The 16,197-nt window shown below is 45.0% G+C and carries 15 protein-coding genes; 7 read left to right on the top strand and 8 right to left on the bottom strand.

The window, feature by feature from the left end:
• Positions 1-323: 323 nt before the first annotated feature.
• The gene (gene proS, locus QUA54_RS11435) at positions 324-2,129 is read right to left on the bottom strand and encodes a proline--tRNA ligase (protein ID WP_333414728.1); all 1,806 of its coding nucleotides are present in this window, start codon (positions 2,127-2,129) and stop codon (positions 324-326) included.
• 85 nt (positions 2,130-2,214) lie between these two features.
• On the opposite strand from proS, the gene QUA54_RS11430 reads away from it, so the two are divergent.
• Both QUA54_RS11430 and QUA54_RS11425 read left to right on the top strand, forming a co-directional pair.
• A complete protein-coding gene (locus tag QUA54_RS11430; RefSeq protein WP_333414727.1) occupies positions 2,215-2,520 on the top strand; it encodes a hypothetical protein in 306 nt (101 codons plus the stop codon).
• Positions 2,521-3,035: 515 nt separating this feature from the next.
• Positions 3,036-6,167, top strand: a complete 3,132-nt coding sequence (locus tag QUA54_RS11425) for an MFS transporter (protein WP_333414726.1) — start codon at positions 3,036-3,038, stop codon at positions 6,165-6,167.
• A gap of 86 nt (positions 6,168-6,253) precedes the next feature.
• Here QUA54_RS11425 and QUA54_RS11420 read toward each other — a convergent pair whose 3' ends face one another.
• Positions 6,254-6,841: a Uma2 family endonuclease gene (locus QUA54_RS11420; protein WP_172186032.1), complete on the bottom strand. Its 588-nt coding sequence runs from the start codon at positions 6,839-6,841 to the stop codon at positions 6,254-6,256.
• Positions 6,842-7,125: 284 nt separating this feature from the next.
• On the opposite strand from QUA54_RS11420, the gene QUA54_RS11415 reads away from it, so the two are divergent.
• Entirely contained in the window at positions 7,126-7,605 is a 480-nt protein-coding gene (locus tag QUA54_RS11415; RefSeq protein WP_333195795.1) for an orange carotenoid protein N-terminal domain-containing protein, read from the top strand.
• A 310-nt stretch (positions 7,606-7,915) separates the two neighbouring features.
• On the opposite strand, the gene QUA54_RS11410 is transcribed toward QUA54_RS11415, so the two are convergent.
• The 5 genes from QUA54_RS11410 to QUA54_RS11390 all read right to left on the bottom strand — a co-directional run bounded on the left by QUA54_RS11410 (position 7,916) and on the right by QUA54_RS11390 (position 12,664).
• Complete coding sequence (locus tag QUA54_RS11410; protein WP_333414725.1) at positions 7,916-8,347, bottom strand: VOC family protein; 432 nt, start codon at positions 8,345-8,347, stop codon at positions 7,916-7,918.
• A 37-nt stretch (positions 8,348-8,384) separates the two neighbouring features.
• Positions 8,385-9,059, bottom strand: a complete 675-nt coding sequence (locus QUA54_RS11405; RefSeq protein WP_333414724.1) for an acetoacetate decarboxylase family protein — start codon at positions 9,057-9,059, stop codon at positions 8,385-8,387.
• Between the two features lie 280 nt (positions 9,060-9,339).
• Positions 9,340-10,821 (bottom strand): S-layer homology domain-containing protein, encoded by a 1,482-nt coding sequence (locus QUA54_RS11400; protein ID WP_333414723.1) that lies wholly within the window; start codon positions 10,819-10,821, stop codon positions 9,340-9,342.
• 162 nt (positions 10,822-10,983) lie between these two features.
• On the bottom strand, positions 10,984-11,970 hold the full coding sequence (locus QUA54_RS11395; RefSeq protein ID WP_333414722.1) for a hypothetical protein: 987 nt from the start codon (positions 11,968-11,970) through the stop codon (positions 10,984-10,986).
• Between the two features lie 4 nt (positions 11,971-11,974).
• On the bottom strand, positions 11,975-12,664 hold the full coding sequence (locus QUA54_RS11390; RefSeq protein WP_333189536.1) for a polysaccharide deacetylase family protein: 690 nt from the start codon (positions 12,662-12,664) through the stop codon (positions 11,975-11,977).
• A 79-nt stretch (positions 12,665-12,743) separates the two neighbouring features.
• Between QUA54_RS11390 and QUA54_RS11385 the strand changes: the two genes are divergently transcribed.
• The 3 genes from QUA54_RS11385 (at position 12,744) to QUA54_RS11375 (ending at position 14,346) form a co-directional block, all read left to right on the top strand.
• Positions 12,744-13,037 (top strand): DUF433 domain-containing protein, encoded by a 294-nt coding sequence (locus QUA54_RS11385; protein WP_333414721.1) that lies wholly within the window; start codon positions 12,744-12,746, stop codon positions 13,035-13,037.
• Positions 13,034-13,405: a DUF5615 family PIN-like protein gene (locus QUA54_RS11380; RefSeq protein WP_333414720.1), complete on the top strand. Its 372-nt coding sequence runs from the start codon at positions 13,034-13,036 to the stop codon at positions 13,403-13,405. The genes QUA54_RS11385 and QUA54_RS11380 overlap by 4 nt, the downstream gene beginning before the upstream one ends.
• Positions 13,406-13,578: 173 nt before the next feature.
• The gene (locus tag QUA54_RS11375; protein WP_333414719.1) at positions 13,579-14,346 is read left to right on the top strand and encodes a ChaB family protein; all 768 of its coding nucleotides are present in this window, start codon (positions 13,579-13,581) and stop codon (positions 14,344-14,346) included.
• Between the two features lie 297 nt (positions 14,347-14,643).
• Here the strand turns inward: QUA54_RS11375 and QUA54_RS11370 are convergent.
• Positions 14,644-15,701 (bottom strand): ISKra4 family transposase gene (locus QUA54_RS11370; RefSeq protein ID WP_333414718.1). Its coding sequence is split into 2 segments (ribosomal slippage): positions 14,644-15,545 and positions 15,545-15,701, totalling 1,059 coding nucleotides; the frame shifts between segments, so codons are not numbered across the junction.
• Positions 15,702-16,032: 331 nt separating this feature from the next.
• Here QUA54_RS11370 and rd point away from each other — a divergent pair.
• On the top strand, positions 16,033-16,191 hold the full coding sequence (gene rd, locus QUA54_RS11365; RefSeq protein ID WP_333091592.1) for a rubredoxin: 159 nt from the start codon (positions 16,033-16,035) through the stop codon (positions 16,189-16,191).
• Positions 16,192-16,197 lie beyond the last annotated feature (6 nt).

The raw sequence follows: 16,197 nt of genomic DNA, 5'->3' as shown, positions 1-16,197 counted from the left end.
TTATCATTATTATTCCATAATATTTCTATCCCAAGAGGTATTGACAAAATCTACTCCTTTCTAACTTGTTACCAATGGCAATAGCCTGCTGTATATCGAGGGCGATTGGTGCGATCGCCACTTCATGGAATCGAAGAAAATGATTTAGGTTCAGATTTATATCGAGTTTTAAGTTTGTCTGAATTTCACATCTTGTCTTTAAAGTTCATAGCAGAAGGATGAAGGAAGAGGGAAGCTAATGTAGGGTGCGCAGTGCGCACCTTACCTATACGTTGCGCGCTAATGTAGGGCGATGCACTCCGCACCTTACCAATTATAAAGCCTTATTTGATGGCGGCATCAATCCACTGTTTCAAAGTAGAATTGACTTCATCAATGAGAATTTCATGTGATTGGTGAGTTGCTCTTTCCACGACTTCAACTTTGCCTGCTTTCAGCGAACGACCGGGAACAATCCGATAGGGAATGCCGATTAAATCAGCATCTTTAAATTTAACTCCGGCTCGTTCGTCGCGGTCATCTAGCAAGGTTTCAATCCCAGATTGGTTGAGTTCAGCGTAGAGTTTTTCGGCGACTTCTACTTGTTGGGCGTCGGAAATATTGGGGATGCTAATAATGGCGTGATACGGGGCGATCGCCACCGGCCAAATTATCCCGTCTTTGTCGTAGGATTGTTCTACGGCAGATTGAGCTAGACGCGAGACGCCGACACCGTAGCAGCCCATCACAAAGGGCATTTCTTCGCCTTGTTCGCTGGTGTAGGTGGCGCCCATTGCTAGGGAGTATTTGGTTCCTAATTGGAAGATGTGGCCGACTTCGATGCCTCTGGCACTTTGCAAGGTTTGTTCGGGGTTGTGCACGGCCCGATCGCCTTTTTTGGCTGTTCTGACGCCTACAACCGTTGCTGGTAGCGGAAATTCTTTATCCCAATTAGCCCCGACAACGTGGTATCCTGATTCGTTTGAACCGGTGACAAAGTTTGTCAGGTCAACTGCGGTGCGATCGACTAAACGCAAAAACTTAGAGTTTACCTCCTTGCTCCCAGCGATATAATCATCAGCAATATCGGGAGCCATATAACCGAGAGGTAAAGATTTAGCAGCCCATTTCCGCTGAGCTTCCGCATCCGGAACAGTCAAAAATAAAACAGTTTTAGCTTGATAATTGCCCGCTAACTTCGTTAATTCATTGAGCAACTTTACCTGATTTACATCTTGGTCGCCGCGAATGCTTACCAATACCAAGACTGTGATGCCACTGTCGTAAACAGCTTGGTAAAGCACATTTTTGACAACTTGCGTCGGAGAACATTTCAAAAATTTGCAAAGTTTATCAATTGTTTCAGTTCCCGGTGTTTCCCGCTTTTCAAACGTTGCAAAGGGCGACGGTTCGGCATCAGCAGGCATCGATACAGCCTTTTCCACATTAGCTGCATACTGACCGTCTTCAGTATAAAGAACTTCATCTTCTCCAGCTTCTGCCAGCACCATAAACTCTTGAGAACCAGAGCCGCCAATTGCTCCCGAATCAGCATCTACTGCTCGGAATTGCAAGCCCGATCGGCGCAGCATATTGCTATAAGCTTGAGCCATATCCTGATAAGTTTTTTTCAGGCTTTCTTCGTTAGTGTGAAAAGAATAGCCATCTTTCATAATGAATTCGCGACCCCGCATCAACCCGAAACGCGGGCGAATTTCATCGCGAAACTTAGTTTGAATTTGATATAGATGTACAGGCAATTGCCGATAAGAACGAATCATATCTTTAGCAATTGTAGTAATCACTTCTTCGTGAGTAGGGCCCAGTCCCAATTCTCGCTGCTGCCTGTCTGTCATTGAAAACATAATACCTTCAGCTTGAGTATAGGTGTCCCAGCGGCCGGATTCCCGCCACAAATCGGCCGGTTGCAATTGCGGGAGGAGACATTCTTGAGCGCCGGTTGCGTCCATTTCTTCGCGCACAATTTGAGATACTTTTTTGAGAACTCGCCACATTAAAGGTAGATAAGCGTAAAGGCCGCTGCCGATGCGCCGGATGTATCCGGCACGGAGTAATAGTTTGTGGCTGGGAATTTCTGCTTCTGCCGGGTCTTCGCGCAGGGTGACAAAAAGCATTTGAGAGAGTCGCATGGCTGATTTCCTTAAAATACCGGATGATTGTAATTTTAGATCAACTTCTGATATTATCAGACGTGAGGCAGATTTGATTAAATATATGAATAAAATTTGGCAAAACTACGAAAAAGGTATGGCAGTATTTGATAATTGTCACTCTCCTACTGTGCAATCTCAGTGGCTTGCCTTAAAAGATGAAATAGGAGAATTTGTTCGAGAACCTAATTCAAGCGAAATTTGGGATATTGTTCATGCTGCTGGTCGATTGCTTTACAAAATAATCGGAATTCCCTTATATTTACTGGCATATCCTACTGTTCGCAAACACAGTCAACGTTTCGAGGAGTACGGCTGTATTCGCAGCATTCGCAACTGTGAGGGAAAATGCTGCGGCAAAAATTCCTAGCCTAGGCTGCGGCGCACTCGATATCATGTTTGTTGAATAGCCTGCAATTAGAGTTAGAAACCCTCGATCGCACGCGAACGATAGTGCAGCTCGATCGCTCGGAATTACCAGCTCGTTTTGAGCCTAAAAATCAAACAGAATCCTAACTAGGTAGCGCACTATACGATATGTAGGGTGAAGTGCCTCGCACTTTACTACTATAGATAATTGGTGGCATCGCCCCCCGCCTCAAACTTGCAGCTTTTATGCGAACTCTGCTGCTACCAGTCGCATAAAAACTAATTTCTGACTTTAGACGGATTTATTTTTTAGCTTCCACAGGCATAATAAGTAGCAAGGATGAGATCACTATAGAACTGATTTACTACTCATCCCAATTTCACTAATAAAGGCTTCCGTAAGATTAAGCCAGACCCAAACAAACCACAATCTAAAAATTACAAAATCCCTTATGAATAAATTTGGGGTCAAGTTTCGCTATGCCGAGTTAGGCATAAAACTGTAGGAGGTAATTTATGTTTGAAAGCGAGTTATTAATGTCGCAGTACAGTCCCAAATTCAATATTGCCCAAATGCCAGTAGAAATAGATGCGACATTTGACCACCCCGATATCGGAGGGCTGATGTTTTTAAGCCCGCAGTTTTTCGTGGCATTAATCGCCGGAGTCATTATGGCTTTCGGCTTCCAATTCCTGTTAACAAATTTCTCGATCGCTGCCAAAATCTCAAATTGGGATGAGGCTTTACCCGACGATGACGATGATGATGAGTCCAAAAGTTTAGGCACTAAAATTCGTAAGACTGAAGGTCTAGTCGGCGGTTGGATTTTAGTCACAGTTAACCTGGCTTTATTTTTGGCTTGTTTTCTGGCAGTCAAACTAACTTCAATTGCCTCGGTAGACGGAGCGGCAATTATTGGTGTTGTCATTTGGTCGGCGTACTTTTTAACGCTGGTGTGGCTCGGTTCTAGCGCCGTCGGTTCCATGATCGGTTCCTTGATAAAAACTGCTTTTTCAGGCGTTCAAGGCGTCATGGGTACTGCTGGTGCAGCGATCGGCGGCAAGATGGCCAGCGACCAAATGGTCAACACTGTAGAGGCATCTGTTGCCGCTGTCCGCCGCGAATTGAGTTCGGCGGTAGACCCGGATAGCATTCGCGAAACACTGCAAGATTATGTGGGTTCTTTGCAGTTACCGAAACTAGATGTTAAGGAAATTCGCGGTCAATTTGAAAAGTTGCTGGGCGATGCAGATATCAAATCTCTTGCGGGAAGCGACGTTCTGAAGAATGTTAACCGCCAGACTTTTGTGGATTTAGTTAAAAGTCGCACAGACTTTTCTCAAGAAGAAATAAATCAAATTGCTGACCAACTCGAAGGCGTTTGGAAGCAAACTTTCGGCAAGCAGCAAGAGCAGAAAGACCCAAATTTAGAGTTGGTTAATTTTCTCAAGTTTGCGGCTCCTGATTTGCTGAAGTCTGACGAACTAAACGCCAAGCTGTCTCAAATTCTGGAAAGTAGGGAAAACAAATCGGAATCCAGCAGCGGCATGAAGCGAGCGATGCAGTTGGGTGTGGAAGCTCTTGTGGGTACTGTTTTGTCGCGGACGGATTTGTCTGATTTAGATGTTGAAAAAATCTCTGGTCAGTTGCAGCAACTGACAGCCAAAGGGACGGAACAAGCTAAATCTTTGGCTTCTAAGGTGGGCGAAAAAGTGCCTGCGCTGCCTTTCAATACAGCTAAGGCTGATGTGGAAAACTACTTGCTGAATGCCCAACCTTGGCATCTCAACCGGGAGACAATCAAGCAGGAATTTAGGGATGTTATTTACGACCCGGAAGCTTCTCCCGGGGCCGTTTTGCGCCAGTTAGAGCTGTTTAATCCCGATTATTTTGTAGGGATTCTCAGCCGCCGCGAGGGGTTTGCTCCGGAACAGGTAACGGAAATTTCCGAACAGCTTGAAGCTGTCCGACAAGAAGTGTTGGAAATTGTGCAAGCTGCTGCTGGTGAAGAACAGTCTCAAGATTTGCGCAGCCGGATTGAGAATTATTTGCGATCGACCGGCAAGGAAGAATTGAATCCTGAAGGTATTGAACGGGATTTCCAAGCGCTTTTGGAAGATCGGGATGCTGGTTTTGAGGCTTTGCGCGATCGCCTGTCCCAGTTTAACCGCGATACTTTAGTACAGTTGCTCGGTCAGCGGGAAGATTTTAGTCCAGAGGAAGCCGATCAGTTAATCGGGCGGCTCGAAAGTTCGCGCGATCGCGTGATTTCTAGAGCTCAAGAATTGCAAGAGCAAGCGAAATCGAAAGCGCAAGAATTGCGGCAAAAGGTAGAAGACTATCTCCGCAATACTAATAAGGAAGAACTCAATCCTGAAGCGATCGAGCGCGAGTTTCAAACGCTGTTAAACGACCCGGAAGCCGGATTTAAAGCGCTGAGAGAACGCTTGTCTCAATTCGACCGCGATACGCTGGTGCAGTTGCTGTCACAGCGCCAAGACCTCAGCGAAGAACAGATAAATCAGGCGATCGACCGGATCGAATCTGTGCGCGACAACATTATCCACGCGCCGCAAATAGTGGCAGATAGAGCTAAGCAACAGTACGAGGAAGTTACAGCAAAAATTGGCGAATACCTGCGGAATACCAACTTGGAAGAACTCGATCCAGAAGGCATCAATCGAGATTTGACCAAATTGTTTGAAAATCCGAAAGAGGGTACTTTGGCACTTCGGGAAAGGCTTTCTCAGGTCGATCGCGAAACTTTAGTCAAGCTGCTTTCGCAGCGGGAAGATTTGAGCGAAGAACAGATCAATCGGACGATCGATCGCGTGCAAAATTCGATTCGCAGCATCGTGAAATCGCCCCGCCGCTTGGCATCTCGCGCTCAAAAAACAGTCCGGGATTTCCAAGGAAATTTGGAAAATTACTTGCGGAATACGGACAAGGAAGAACTCAATCCTGATAGCATCAAACGCGATTTGCAGTTGCTGTTTAGCGAGCCGGGAATGGGGATGCAAAGTTTGGGCGATCGCCTGAAGCACTTCGATCGATCGACTCTGGTAGCATTGCTGTCGCAGCGGGAAGACATCTCGGAAGAGGAAGCTAACAGAATTGCCGACCAAATTGAATCTGTCCGCAACCAAATTGTGGAACAAGTTCAAATGGTTCAGGACAAGTTTCAGTCAGCAATCGACGGTATTTTCGCGAAAATTCGGGATTACCTCAATTCGCTCGATCGACCAGAGCTCAACTACGAAGGCATCAAGCGCGACTTGCGCAAAGTATTTGACGACCCGCAGGCCGGATTTGACGCGATTAAAGAGCGTTTAGGTGAGTTCGATCGCGGTACTTTAGTTGCCCTGCTGAGTTCTCGTTCCGATATATCCGAGACTGACGCTCACCGAATTGTTGACCAAATGGAAGGAGCCAGGGACAGCGTTTTATTGCGATCGGAACGCCTGCAATCTGAAGCCAAAAAACGCATCAAAGAACTCAAGAAAAAGACCAAGCAGCAAGCAGAAGATGCGCGCGAAGCGGCAGCAGCGGCAGCTTGGTGGCTGTTCGGTACGGCTCTGACTTCTGTGGTTGTTTCCGCTTTGGCTGGAGCAATAGCAGTCGGCGGGATTTCGGGTTTGTTTAGCTAGATTTTCAACGAGTTTGAAATAAAATTCTCCTGATTCTAGGCTGGCTGTTTGCCAGCCTATTTTCTTGGGAATAATATCAGAGTCCTTCAGGATTCTATAGTTGGCGGAAACACTCTCGATAAATCGAGCGCCAAGTCGTGAAAATAAGGCAGATTAACAGACTCGTTGGGCAGAAAAATCAGCGTCCTGCGATAACCAAATTGGCCAGGGGCATTCTGATAGGGCTCGCTGTAACATTCCAAGCAAGTTTGTGATAAATTAAATATCCAATAGTTAGAGATTCCGGCTTCAGCATAAAGGGGGAGCTTAACCTGTTTGTCGTAACTCAAAGAAGAATCTGCAATCTCAATCAGCAACAGTATATCCCCTGGACAGGGGTGAGAGGATAGATAGTCGTCAGGGCGATTTTGTACGAGCGAAAAATCAGGTTCAGGTTCGCTGTTTGTCGGTAAAACGATGGGAGATTGACACTGTAAAGTTGCCCGCTCTGCTACTATGGCGCTTAATTCCCGCAATAATCTTCTCAGACAGGTTTCGTGAGCGGTACCTTTAGCTGCCATTTTCACAAGTTCTCCATTAATTAACTCAACTCGATCGTCTTCACCAAAAAACCCCAGTTCTGTCAGGCGGTGATATTCCGCTATGGTGAAGCGTTTTGCAGTTGCGATCGACATAACAGCCACCTCAATACAGGTCTTTTGCGATTATAGGCGATCGTCGATCGGCTAAACAATGCTAAACAGGAGCACCGCTCACAACAATCTTGTCAAATTTGCCTCATCCTTTGGTTGCAAATTTCCCAAATTTTGGTGAGTTTACTCGACGAACTTATGTCCGGGATCATATCTGCCTTAAGCAAGATTCTAGCATCACTATTTATTAGGTACTTTAACTAAGTAGCAAAAAGAAGTTTTCTAAATAAGAAAGCTGAGCAATACATATTATTTTGGAGGCTTGAATGACATTTACTTCTGCCGGTGCTTACGACCAAGGAAAAGCTGATATTAAGAGCTTGAGTGTAGACGACCAATTAGGTTTGCTGTGGTTTGTTTACACCGAAATGGGCAAGTCAATAACGCCAGCGGCTCCCGGTGCTTCCGGTGCGGAAATCGCTCAGGGTTTGTTTGAGCAAGTCAAGCCGCTGCCCCACCCAGAACAACTACAAGTAATGCGCGACATTGCCTCAAATGCCAATACAGAAATCAGCCGGATGTACGGCTCAATGAGTCCTGAAACCAAGCTGGCTTTTTGGTATTTTCTAGCAGTAGGAATGGACGAAGGAACTATTATTCCTGTGCCTCCAGACTATAAACTTCCCGAAGCAGGACAAGCTTTACTAGGAAAGATTCAGGGCATGGACTTCCAGCAGCAAATTGATTTCCTTCGCGGTACAATTTTAGAAATGGGTGCTGAAGCCGCTCCGGGCGCTGGCATTTAAAAAGATTAGTAATTACTCACCGAATTAATTGCCCGCAACCCCGGTTAATTTATGATTAAATTAGCTGGGGTTGCTCAATTTAGCAGTCCTGGACGCATTTCAACATAATGCTGTCATTCACAAGCGTTGCAAAGCATCTCTATAAAACTTAATTCCTGACCGAAAGCATCCAGGATACAAGCCCCCGGATTCATCCGTCCAGAAATAAAAAACCTGTATCCGATAAAGGAGCCCCCGAATTTATCCGTGGGGTCAATGCTTCAATTCTTTAATCTAAAATCTAAAATCTAAAATCTAAAATCGATTGACCTCATAACTTTGGCTGCGCTAATAACTTTTCTAACAGGGAGCTAACTTCCTGACCGTAGGAAATTTCCAGCGTATGACCGTCCGGGTCTCGGAGATAAGCCCAGTAACCGACAGGAGGTTCCGAGTCATTAGGGCCGTTCAATAAAAGCCCTTCTGACTCAGCTTCACTGCAAAGGCGATCGACTTTTTCACGAGTTTCGCAGGCGACGCCGAGATGGGAATGTGGTAAAAGTTTGCCATCCACTAATGGTGCTTTAATTAGCACAATGACGAACGGTCGAATTAAATCACAAATCCAAGCAACATCTAATGATTTAATTGGATCTACACGGCGGTGAACCACTTTGAGGCCAGCGTACTTCGCGTAAAACGAGATGCTTTTGTCTACATCGCTAACAGAAAGTGCAATGTGGGTAAAACCAATATCGCTCATTTGAAGTTTCCTCCTATAATGTACGCAAATTTTACCGCTAATAACTGAATTCAGCAGCTCTGTTCCCCACTATTTGCGGCACACCTGCGGTAAAACGCATATCTTCGCAGCCAAAAGTTAGCAAAGGCTGACCTAAGTTTACACTGGCAAAAGGACTTTCTTCTGCCACTTCTAACTGGCCTCTAATCAAGCCGATTCTAGATTTAAGTTCTCCTTTAAACAACAGCAAATTGCTGCGGTTCGCGCTGAAAACCTTTCCGCTGAAAGGCAGCGGTAAGGCTAAAGTTTGCTTGCTGTAATTAAGAGAGCACAGTTGACGGTTTTCTTGGCGAACTGTGACGCGGTAGCCTAGGGGTGCTGCCTTTACCGAATCGCTGCCTTCCCAACTAAATGTAGCTAATTCTTTAGGAAGTCCCCAAATTTCGCGCCCGCCAGCTACGGAGTTAGGATTGTCTACGTAGATGTGGGAAATCCAAGCGCCCCATTTTCCGGCATAATTGGCGATCGCGCTAACTACAATTAACTCATTGTACTCCATTACCGAACCCAACCCGTAGGAGGATATATAAATGCCACCTAGGGTTTTTCCGGGCAATAAAGAGACAATTTCTAACTCAGAGGGAACCAAGGGGCGCACTCGTGCCACATCTACCAATTGTAAAGTCTGAACAGCATAACCTTGCAGATTCCAAGGTGCAGGTGGGTATACCATTTTTACTGATTAAATGTCTGAGATTTTATCTTTATTTTAGCTTGGCACTTCAAAAAGCAACAATTTTTGGTATTTCTTCACAAGTTGTTAGTAATTTAATTATTTAAACAAATTAATATGTGAGGATAAATTTGATGAATAATTGACGTGGGTTATCTGTTGTATGGGGGCGGGTTTAGTAATATTGTTAGTGAAAATTAGATATTATTCGTAAAACCCGCCCCTACAGATCCGATCAGCGTTTATCCGGGTTCATCTGCGGTTAAAAACCCCGGCAAATCTACTTACTAGCATAACCCGTACTTACCAAAAACTCCCGCAACTTCCCAAAGAATTGAGTGCGATCGCGCCCTTGATAAACCCTCTCCAACAACTGCCAACCTTCCGCCTCCTGGCCCATGACATACTTGCTCGCCATGAAGGCCGCCAAAACCCCCTTCACCTCCCCATTTTCACTCTGACGCTTGTTAGATTCCAGCCAAAGCTCAGCAGAATTCGTGTATACTTCCACCGGATACTGTTTGCTAACATCTTGCATTTTTCCGGCGCCGTACTGCCAAACTTGCAGCGGGAAGCGAGAATCAGCATAATTTGTAAAAGCCTCCGCAAATCGCCCGTCCTGACTCTTGAACTCTGGGATATCATTTTTGCCAAAATCGACAATTTCGTAACTCACATTGCCCCAGAAATGTTTGATATGAGTGTATTTGTTAGCGCCGGAATCGTAGCGGTAAATAAACGAATAATTGCAGCAGCGGACGCCGCTTTTGATTGACACTAAATCTGCTAGCACTTCCGGTTCCTTGTCGCCGTCCAAATCGCGAATTCGCAGCGATAACAAACGTCCTTCTGATATTTCTTCGCTGGCTTTTTGGTCGGGATTATCTACTAGAGAACGAGTCGGAATCAGCACTGGTTCTTCCAATAAAGTTTTACTGTCGCGGATAATTTTGATGCGGAGATTTTTAGCATTTTCTGCTTCTTTTACGAAAGAAACTTCCGCCCGAACTTTCCCCGCTTCCGAGATTTCTGTTGTTCTCGGGGGACCGATATTCGCCGGAACTTGGGCGATATATTGGGCAGGAACTAAGGCAGTTTGACCGGGTTTGGCGATCGCCTGACAGAGGAAAGTTGCTACTTCGGCGCGAGTAGCATTGCGTGTAGGTTCTAGCTGTTTGACGGCGGGATAATTCACCACAAGTTGTTTTTCTGCGGCGGCGGCGATCGCATTTCTTGCGAGTTCGGGAATATCCCGCGCATCTTCAAACGTCGCATCCAAAGTCTCAGCCGCCGACCCCGCAGGTGTATATTTCAAGCCGCTGCTTAAAGCTACCAAAACCTGCCAGCGGGGAATATTCAAAGTCGGGTTAAAAATACTCCCGCTGTATCCAGACATAAAACCTGTTTGATAAGCTTCTCGAATTGCTTTAAAACCCCAGTAATTTGTAGGAATATCTGCAAAGTCGATCGGATTGCGGACGGTTTTCGCATCGGGAAAAGCCCTCCGAACCATCGCCGCAAACTCAGCGCGGCTGACAGGGCGATTCGGGCGAAAACTGCCGTCTTCGTAGTAGCCACTGATAATTTTTTTCTCTGCTAACTCCTCAATGCAAGCTTGCGCCCAATGGTCGTTAACATCCTTAAATTTGGCTTGAGCAAATGCCGGCGCTACATTCAGGCCAGGAAACACTAAATTTCCGATGATTATTCCCAGGGCTACCACTAAAGCGATGATAGCTTGCCATCTGTGCGATCGAATCATAGAACAGACTCCTCTACTTACAAATTGGCGATCGAAACTTTTGGAAACTTTATATAATATCAGGTATATTAACCCGATTTAATACCATTTATTAAAATTTTACCGGCGACTAAGGACACAGCACTGCCGTGTCCCTACTTTTTAGAGTTGGTATAATAAAGCTTACTTCGACTCTAAAGTCATCTCCATCGCCATTTTTGTTGTGATTGTTGATTCTTCTGAGCTGCCAGCATTTTTAGCACTCATTTCGCTATTTGAACTAATAGACACAGTAGAGCGAAAAGGAATTAATTTATCCAAGCGCCCTGTAACTTTTCCCCGACCCTGAGAACTAAAAGATTTGAGGGTTAAGGTACTTCCAGCAGGCAGTAGGGGAGAGGTAATATTTTGGGGGTTTGCTTGCTGCTCTATACTTACATTCATAGAGACAACTCCATCTTCCCAGCTATCCAATTCATAGGTAGCAATGTCATTCACATTCAAGCCACTGAAATCAGAGGAAGAAGAAACGCGCCATTTGGCTCCTTTTCCGACTGCTTCTGCAGGCAGCGGCGAGGCAAGTTGTTCAAGAGATTTAGACATTTGTCCAACCATTTGTTTGAGGTTGTTGTCAGCTCCTTCGGGCAAAATAATGTCACCTCCTTTATGAAAACCGCGATTGTCCATGATGAAAGATCCGTTCACTCCGACCATGCTTTTGAGTGCGGAACGCATGGCATCTCGCGCGGCTGGCGGCATATTTCCAGTATCGCCCGCGATATCTGAGTTAGTATAAGCAAACTCGTAGTGAATATCGCCGTTGGGATCAATTTTAGTGACTTTTGTCTCGAAAGTCATCACCGATATTGGAATTTTACCCTCAGGCGAAGACCGACCGGATGCGGATATTTCCACATCCATTTTTACGGTCATAACACTTGTTTCTTTGACATCGATAGCTGGCTTCAAACGCAGTTCCTGTCGTGGTTCCACTCCCGGATTTAGCAGTTCCACTTGCGGGGTTTTCGAGTTGGGAGCAGGCGCGGATACGCCAGGGGCTGGCTGCTGCACTACAAGTGGAGCTTCAGCACTGAGGGAAACAGGAGAAAGCTCGATCGCCCATCCGGCACTCGCCAAACAAAGAGATGTAATAAACAGTGTTTTTTTCATTAACTTAATTTCCTGTTATTTGAATGTTTGCCTGTTGCCAAAGTCGATCGACTGTCACGAATTTGTAACCTTTATACAAAAGCAAGGGAATTATTTTTTCAGCCGAAGCTGCAACATCTTCGCCACCGCAATAGCCGTCGTGCAGTACAATAATTGAGCCGTTTTCAGTTTGCTGCACGACCCGACTAATAACTTTCCTAACCCCCGGTCGCACCCAATCTTCCGGGACGACACTCCACATTACGGGGCGATATTCCCACTGTTGCAATAACTCTAATGTTCGCGGTGTAAAAATCCCGTTGGGCGGCCGCACATCCCGGATCAATTCTGGGTCTAAATCGCAAGCTTTGGCAATTGCTTTTTGCGTGTCTTCTAAACTTTGTTTTAGTTCGTGAGTTTTGAGTTTGGCAAACGATATATGCTGGTAGCCGTGGAGGCCGATCCAGTGTCCGCGATCGCAAACTTCCTTAGCCGTTTCTGGATGCCTGTCAACGCAAAAACCTAGCCAGAAAAAACTAGCTTTGATGTCGTATTTATCTAAAACTTTTAACACTTGAGGTGTGTGCTGGCGGTGCGGGCCGTCGTCAAATGTGAGGGCAATTTCTCGGCTGTTGATATCTCCCGTCCACAGACATCTGGGAAAAGCAGATTTGAGGATGGGATGAACGACAGGAAACAGGGGTGCTAGTGGCATTGATTAACCTTGATAAATGCGATCGGGTAGAAATGAAGCTGCGTTACAATAAAATAAAGTTAACTCAATTGAGGTAAATATGACAACTGCCGTTGATATTGGAACGCTAATTGTCAGCACGCCGGGAACTTGCGGTGGCCTCCCCCGCATCGCAGGTACAAGAATGTCCGTTCGGAGCATAGCAATTGACTACAAAGCAGGAATGACTCCTGAAAAAATTGCTGAAGAATTTCCGCATTTGACCTTAGCACAAATTTATGCTGGCTTGGCTTATTATCACGCTAATAAAGATGAAGTTGAGGCGGAGATAGCAGCGTACTACGAAGAGTGCAAGTATTGGGAAGATGAATACATGGCAGGTAAGTTATCGTGAGTCAAATTCGTCTCTATATTGATGAAGATTCTGGTAACCTTTCGTTGGTAGAATCTTTGCGTAATTCTGCTGTAGAGGTGATGACTACCTCAGACGCGAACAAACTTAGCTCTTCAGATGAGGAGCAGCTAATCTGGGCAACTGAGCAAGGGCGCGTCATTTACAGTTCTAACATGGGAGATTTCTGCCGTTTGCACAGAACTTTTGCCGAACAAAAAAGAACTCATTCAGGAATTATTGTTGTACCTAGACAAAGTTACTCAGTAGGCGCTCACTGGCGGGGAATATTGAATTTAATGGTGGCTAAGTCAGCAGAGGAAATGATAAATCAACTAGAAGATTTGGGCGCTTATATCAGAGCTGAATAACCGTCTACAACAGATTAGCGATCGCAACTTTAAAAAATCGTTAACTCTTTTGATAGATCCTCAAACTATCTCCGATAAATCGACCTCTATCTCGCGGTCGATGCGATCGCCCTGCGGTGTCCTCCTATACTGAAAACCAATACAACTAATCGAAAAACCATCAAGGAGGAAAGATGACTGAGGAATATTTAGCCGAACGAACAGTTTCAGCCGTATTTAAGGAAGAAGAACAATTAGACGGCGTAATTCGGCGCTTGCTCGATCGCGGAGTTTCCCGCGACCACATCTCAGTAATGGGAAAAAACTTTCAATCTAAAACTAAAATTGCCGGCTTTATTACTAAAAAAGATGTGATATTAGGCGGTCTGCGAAGCGGGGCGATTTTTGGTTCCTTATTCGGTTCTTTCTTGGGTTTGCTAACAGGCGTCGGCGTGCTGTTTATTCCCTTTGTCGGTGCAGTAGTATCGGCGGGCCCGCTGGGTGCGGTACTGTTGGGTGCAGCTAGTGGCGCGATCGCAGGTTCGGCCGGTGCGGGTCTAGTTTCCGCTTTGGTCGCTTTGGGAATGCCGGAAGACAAGGCAACTATCTATCAAACCCGCGTTGAAGCAGGCGAATTTCTCGTGATGGCAGAAGTTCCCGCAGATAAATCGGGCGAATTTCAACTCTTGCTAGAAAGTGCAGGTGGCGAAGAAGTTTCAGTTAGCGAGATGACCTTGCCGCGCGCCGTCAAAGGTCGCTGCAATAGTCCGGCAGACTTGTCTCCAGAAGTGCGATCGCACCTGTCGGAAGCTGCTCAAAAAACCTTTATGGAATCATACAACGCCGCATTTGACGAAAGCAACGACTCGATACAAGCGGAACACACCGCTTGGAACACCATTCACCAGCAGTACGAAGAAGATGAAAACGGCGTTTGGACTAAGCCTTTAGCAAAAGTCTAGTCTTCCAATCGCAGCAAACTAATAAAAAATACAATCAAGCCTCTCGAACTGCGGTTCTGGAGGCTTTGACTATTTTAGATTTTAGATTTTAGATTTTAGATTTGTGCAAGACTTAATTAACTTTGGGAGCATCCCGGTTTTGTAAATGGTTAAAAGTATGATATGAGCCAAAATTTTTCGCCCTGCGCTACATGATAGAACGGAAAAGTTGTCGTCCGCAGGCTAACCGAACTGGCGAGAGACGAGTATTTAAAGTATGGGAGTTGGGAAGAAAAATATAGAAAAGGTGTCTATATTCTAGATTAATTCATTCAAGTAAGCACACCTAAGTTTGAGCATTTGATTAATATTTTCACGACACCACTGAGCGCCGGAAATCTTCAATCTTCTATCAATCTGTTTGACTAATGATTCCACTGCTCCCGACCCAATAGAACAAATATTTTGGCTGGATAAGAGTTGATAGTTGACAATTCGATTCCGATGTTTTGTGAGATATTTACAGAAGTTAGTAGTCTGACGACTACTGCACAACTCAAACAACTTCATGGTTTCATCTATACGGCCTTGCCACAACAATTCTTTGGCTTTAGACAGCCGTTTCCTAGACCCTGCTACTTTGTACAGATTTTCTACTAAATGATACCAGTCTAAGATTTCTCGGCGATTACCATCCGGATTGAATTTACCGATCAGATTCCAAATTCCGTCATGTCCATCACCCAAACAAGTCACTAGGGAATTTAACGGCTGACGATTGACATAATCAATCAATACTTCATTTTTCAGAAAATATGCAGCATAAAAGCTGCCATGAAGACTAACTGCTTTGTAATCCAGCCAGTGAGAACCCTCCCCTTTTGGTCCTCTAACACGCACTTTCCCTCCATCCACACTGGTTTCTTTAATTGGGGTGAATGCTACTGGTTCGACCCACTCTTGGTTTTCTACCAATCTATGTAAACTGGTATGACCTATCTTGACTCCCGTCTGTACTTCAATTTCTTGAGATGCCTTGGAATAGGATAACAGGGCTACTTGTCGCAGACAGCATTTCTCAAAAAAAGGGGCTAAGCGAGTCGATTTTTTGAGATTTAATTTTTCTGCTTGTTTTTCGGTAATTTTTAACTCACCCACACAGCTTTTTACTGTTCGGGGGCGTCCTTTGTCTGTTCCCGTGGTTTCTTTGATAAAAAAAAAGCAACTTCGGGTCCCACTATCTCTATCCATTGTTTTCTCAAGTGCCCTTCTATTGTTTCCAGGCTATCTAATGCCTCGGGGGGAGTGTTTCTGTATAAAATTTTGGCGATTTCAGCAGTATGAGCTTGTAAGCGTGCTTGTTCGTCAGGCGTCATGTTTAGTCTCTCAAAATTATTTATTGACTATTGTAACTCTTGAGACACTCTATTCTTCAGTTCCTCTAAAATGGCTGATTGACTCTCAAACATATTTTTGGAGGAAGCTAAGTGTTGGCTTTTCCCAAAAGCAGCACCTTTTATCATACTTTTGTATACTTGCAAAATCGGGATGCTCCCATTAACTTTTAGATTGTAGAATTTTGAAAAACTAAATTTTTAATAATTTCGGAATTGCCGAAAGTCGCATTACTTTTTGAAAGTGGTATTGCACTAAGTTGCGTTGTCAAGTACAATCTATAGGCTTGCAATATAAAATTGAGTTAAGCAAATGCAAAAATACGTTTGTACAGTTTGCAATTACGTCTACGATCCAGAAGTAGGCGACCCCGACGGAGGCATAGCTCCCGGTACACCCTTTGAAGATATCCCCGACGATTGGGTTTGTCCCACTTGCGGGGCGGCAAAATCCGATTTTGAACCAGAATAAGCGAGA

Origin of the sequence: Microcoleus sp. MOSTC5 (genome assembly GCF_036701825.1) — a bacterium.
In the GTDB taxonomy this organism is placed as follows: Bacteria; Cyanobacteriota; Cyanobacteriia; order Cyanobacteriales; family Microcoleaceae; genus Microcoleus; species Microcoleus asticus.
Note: the sequence above shows the minus strand (reverse complement) of the source record. Positions and strands in the feature narration are given on the sequence as shown.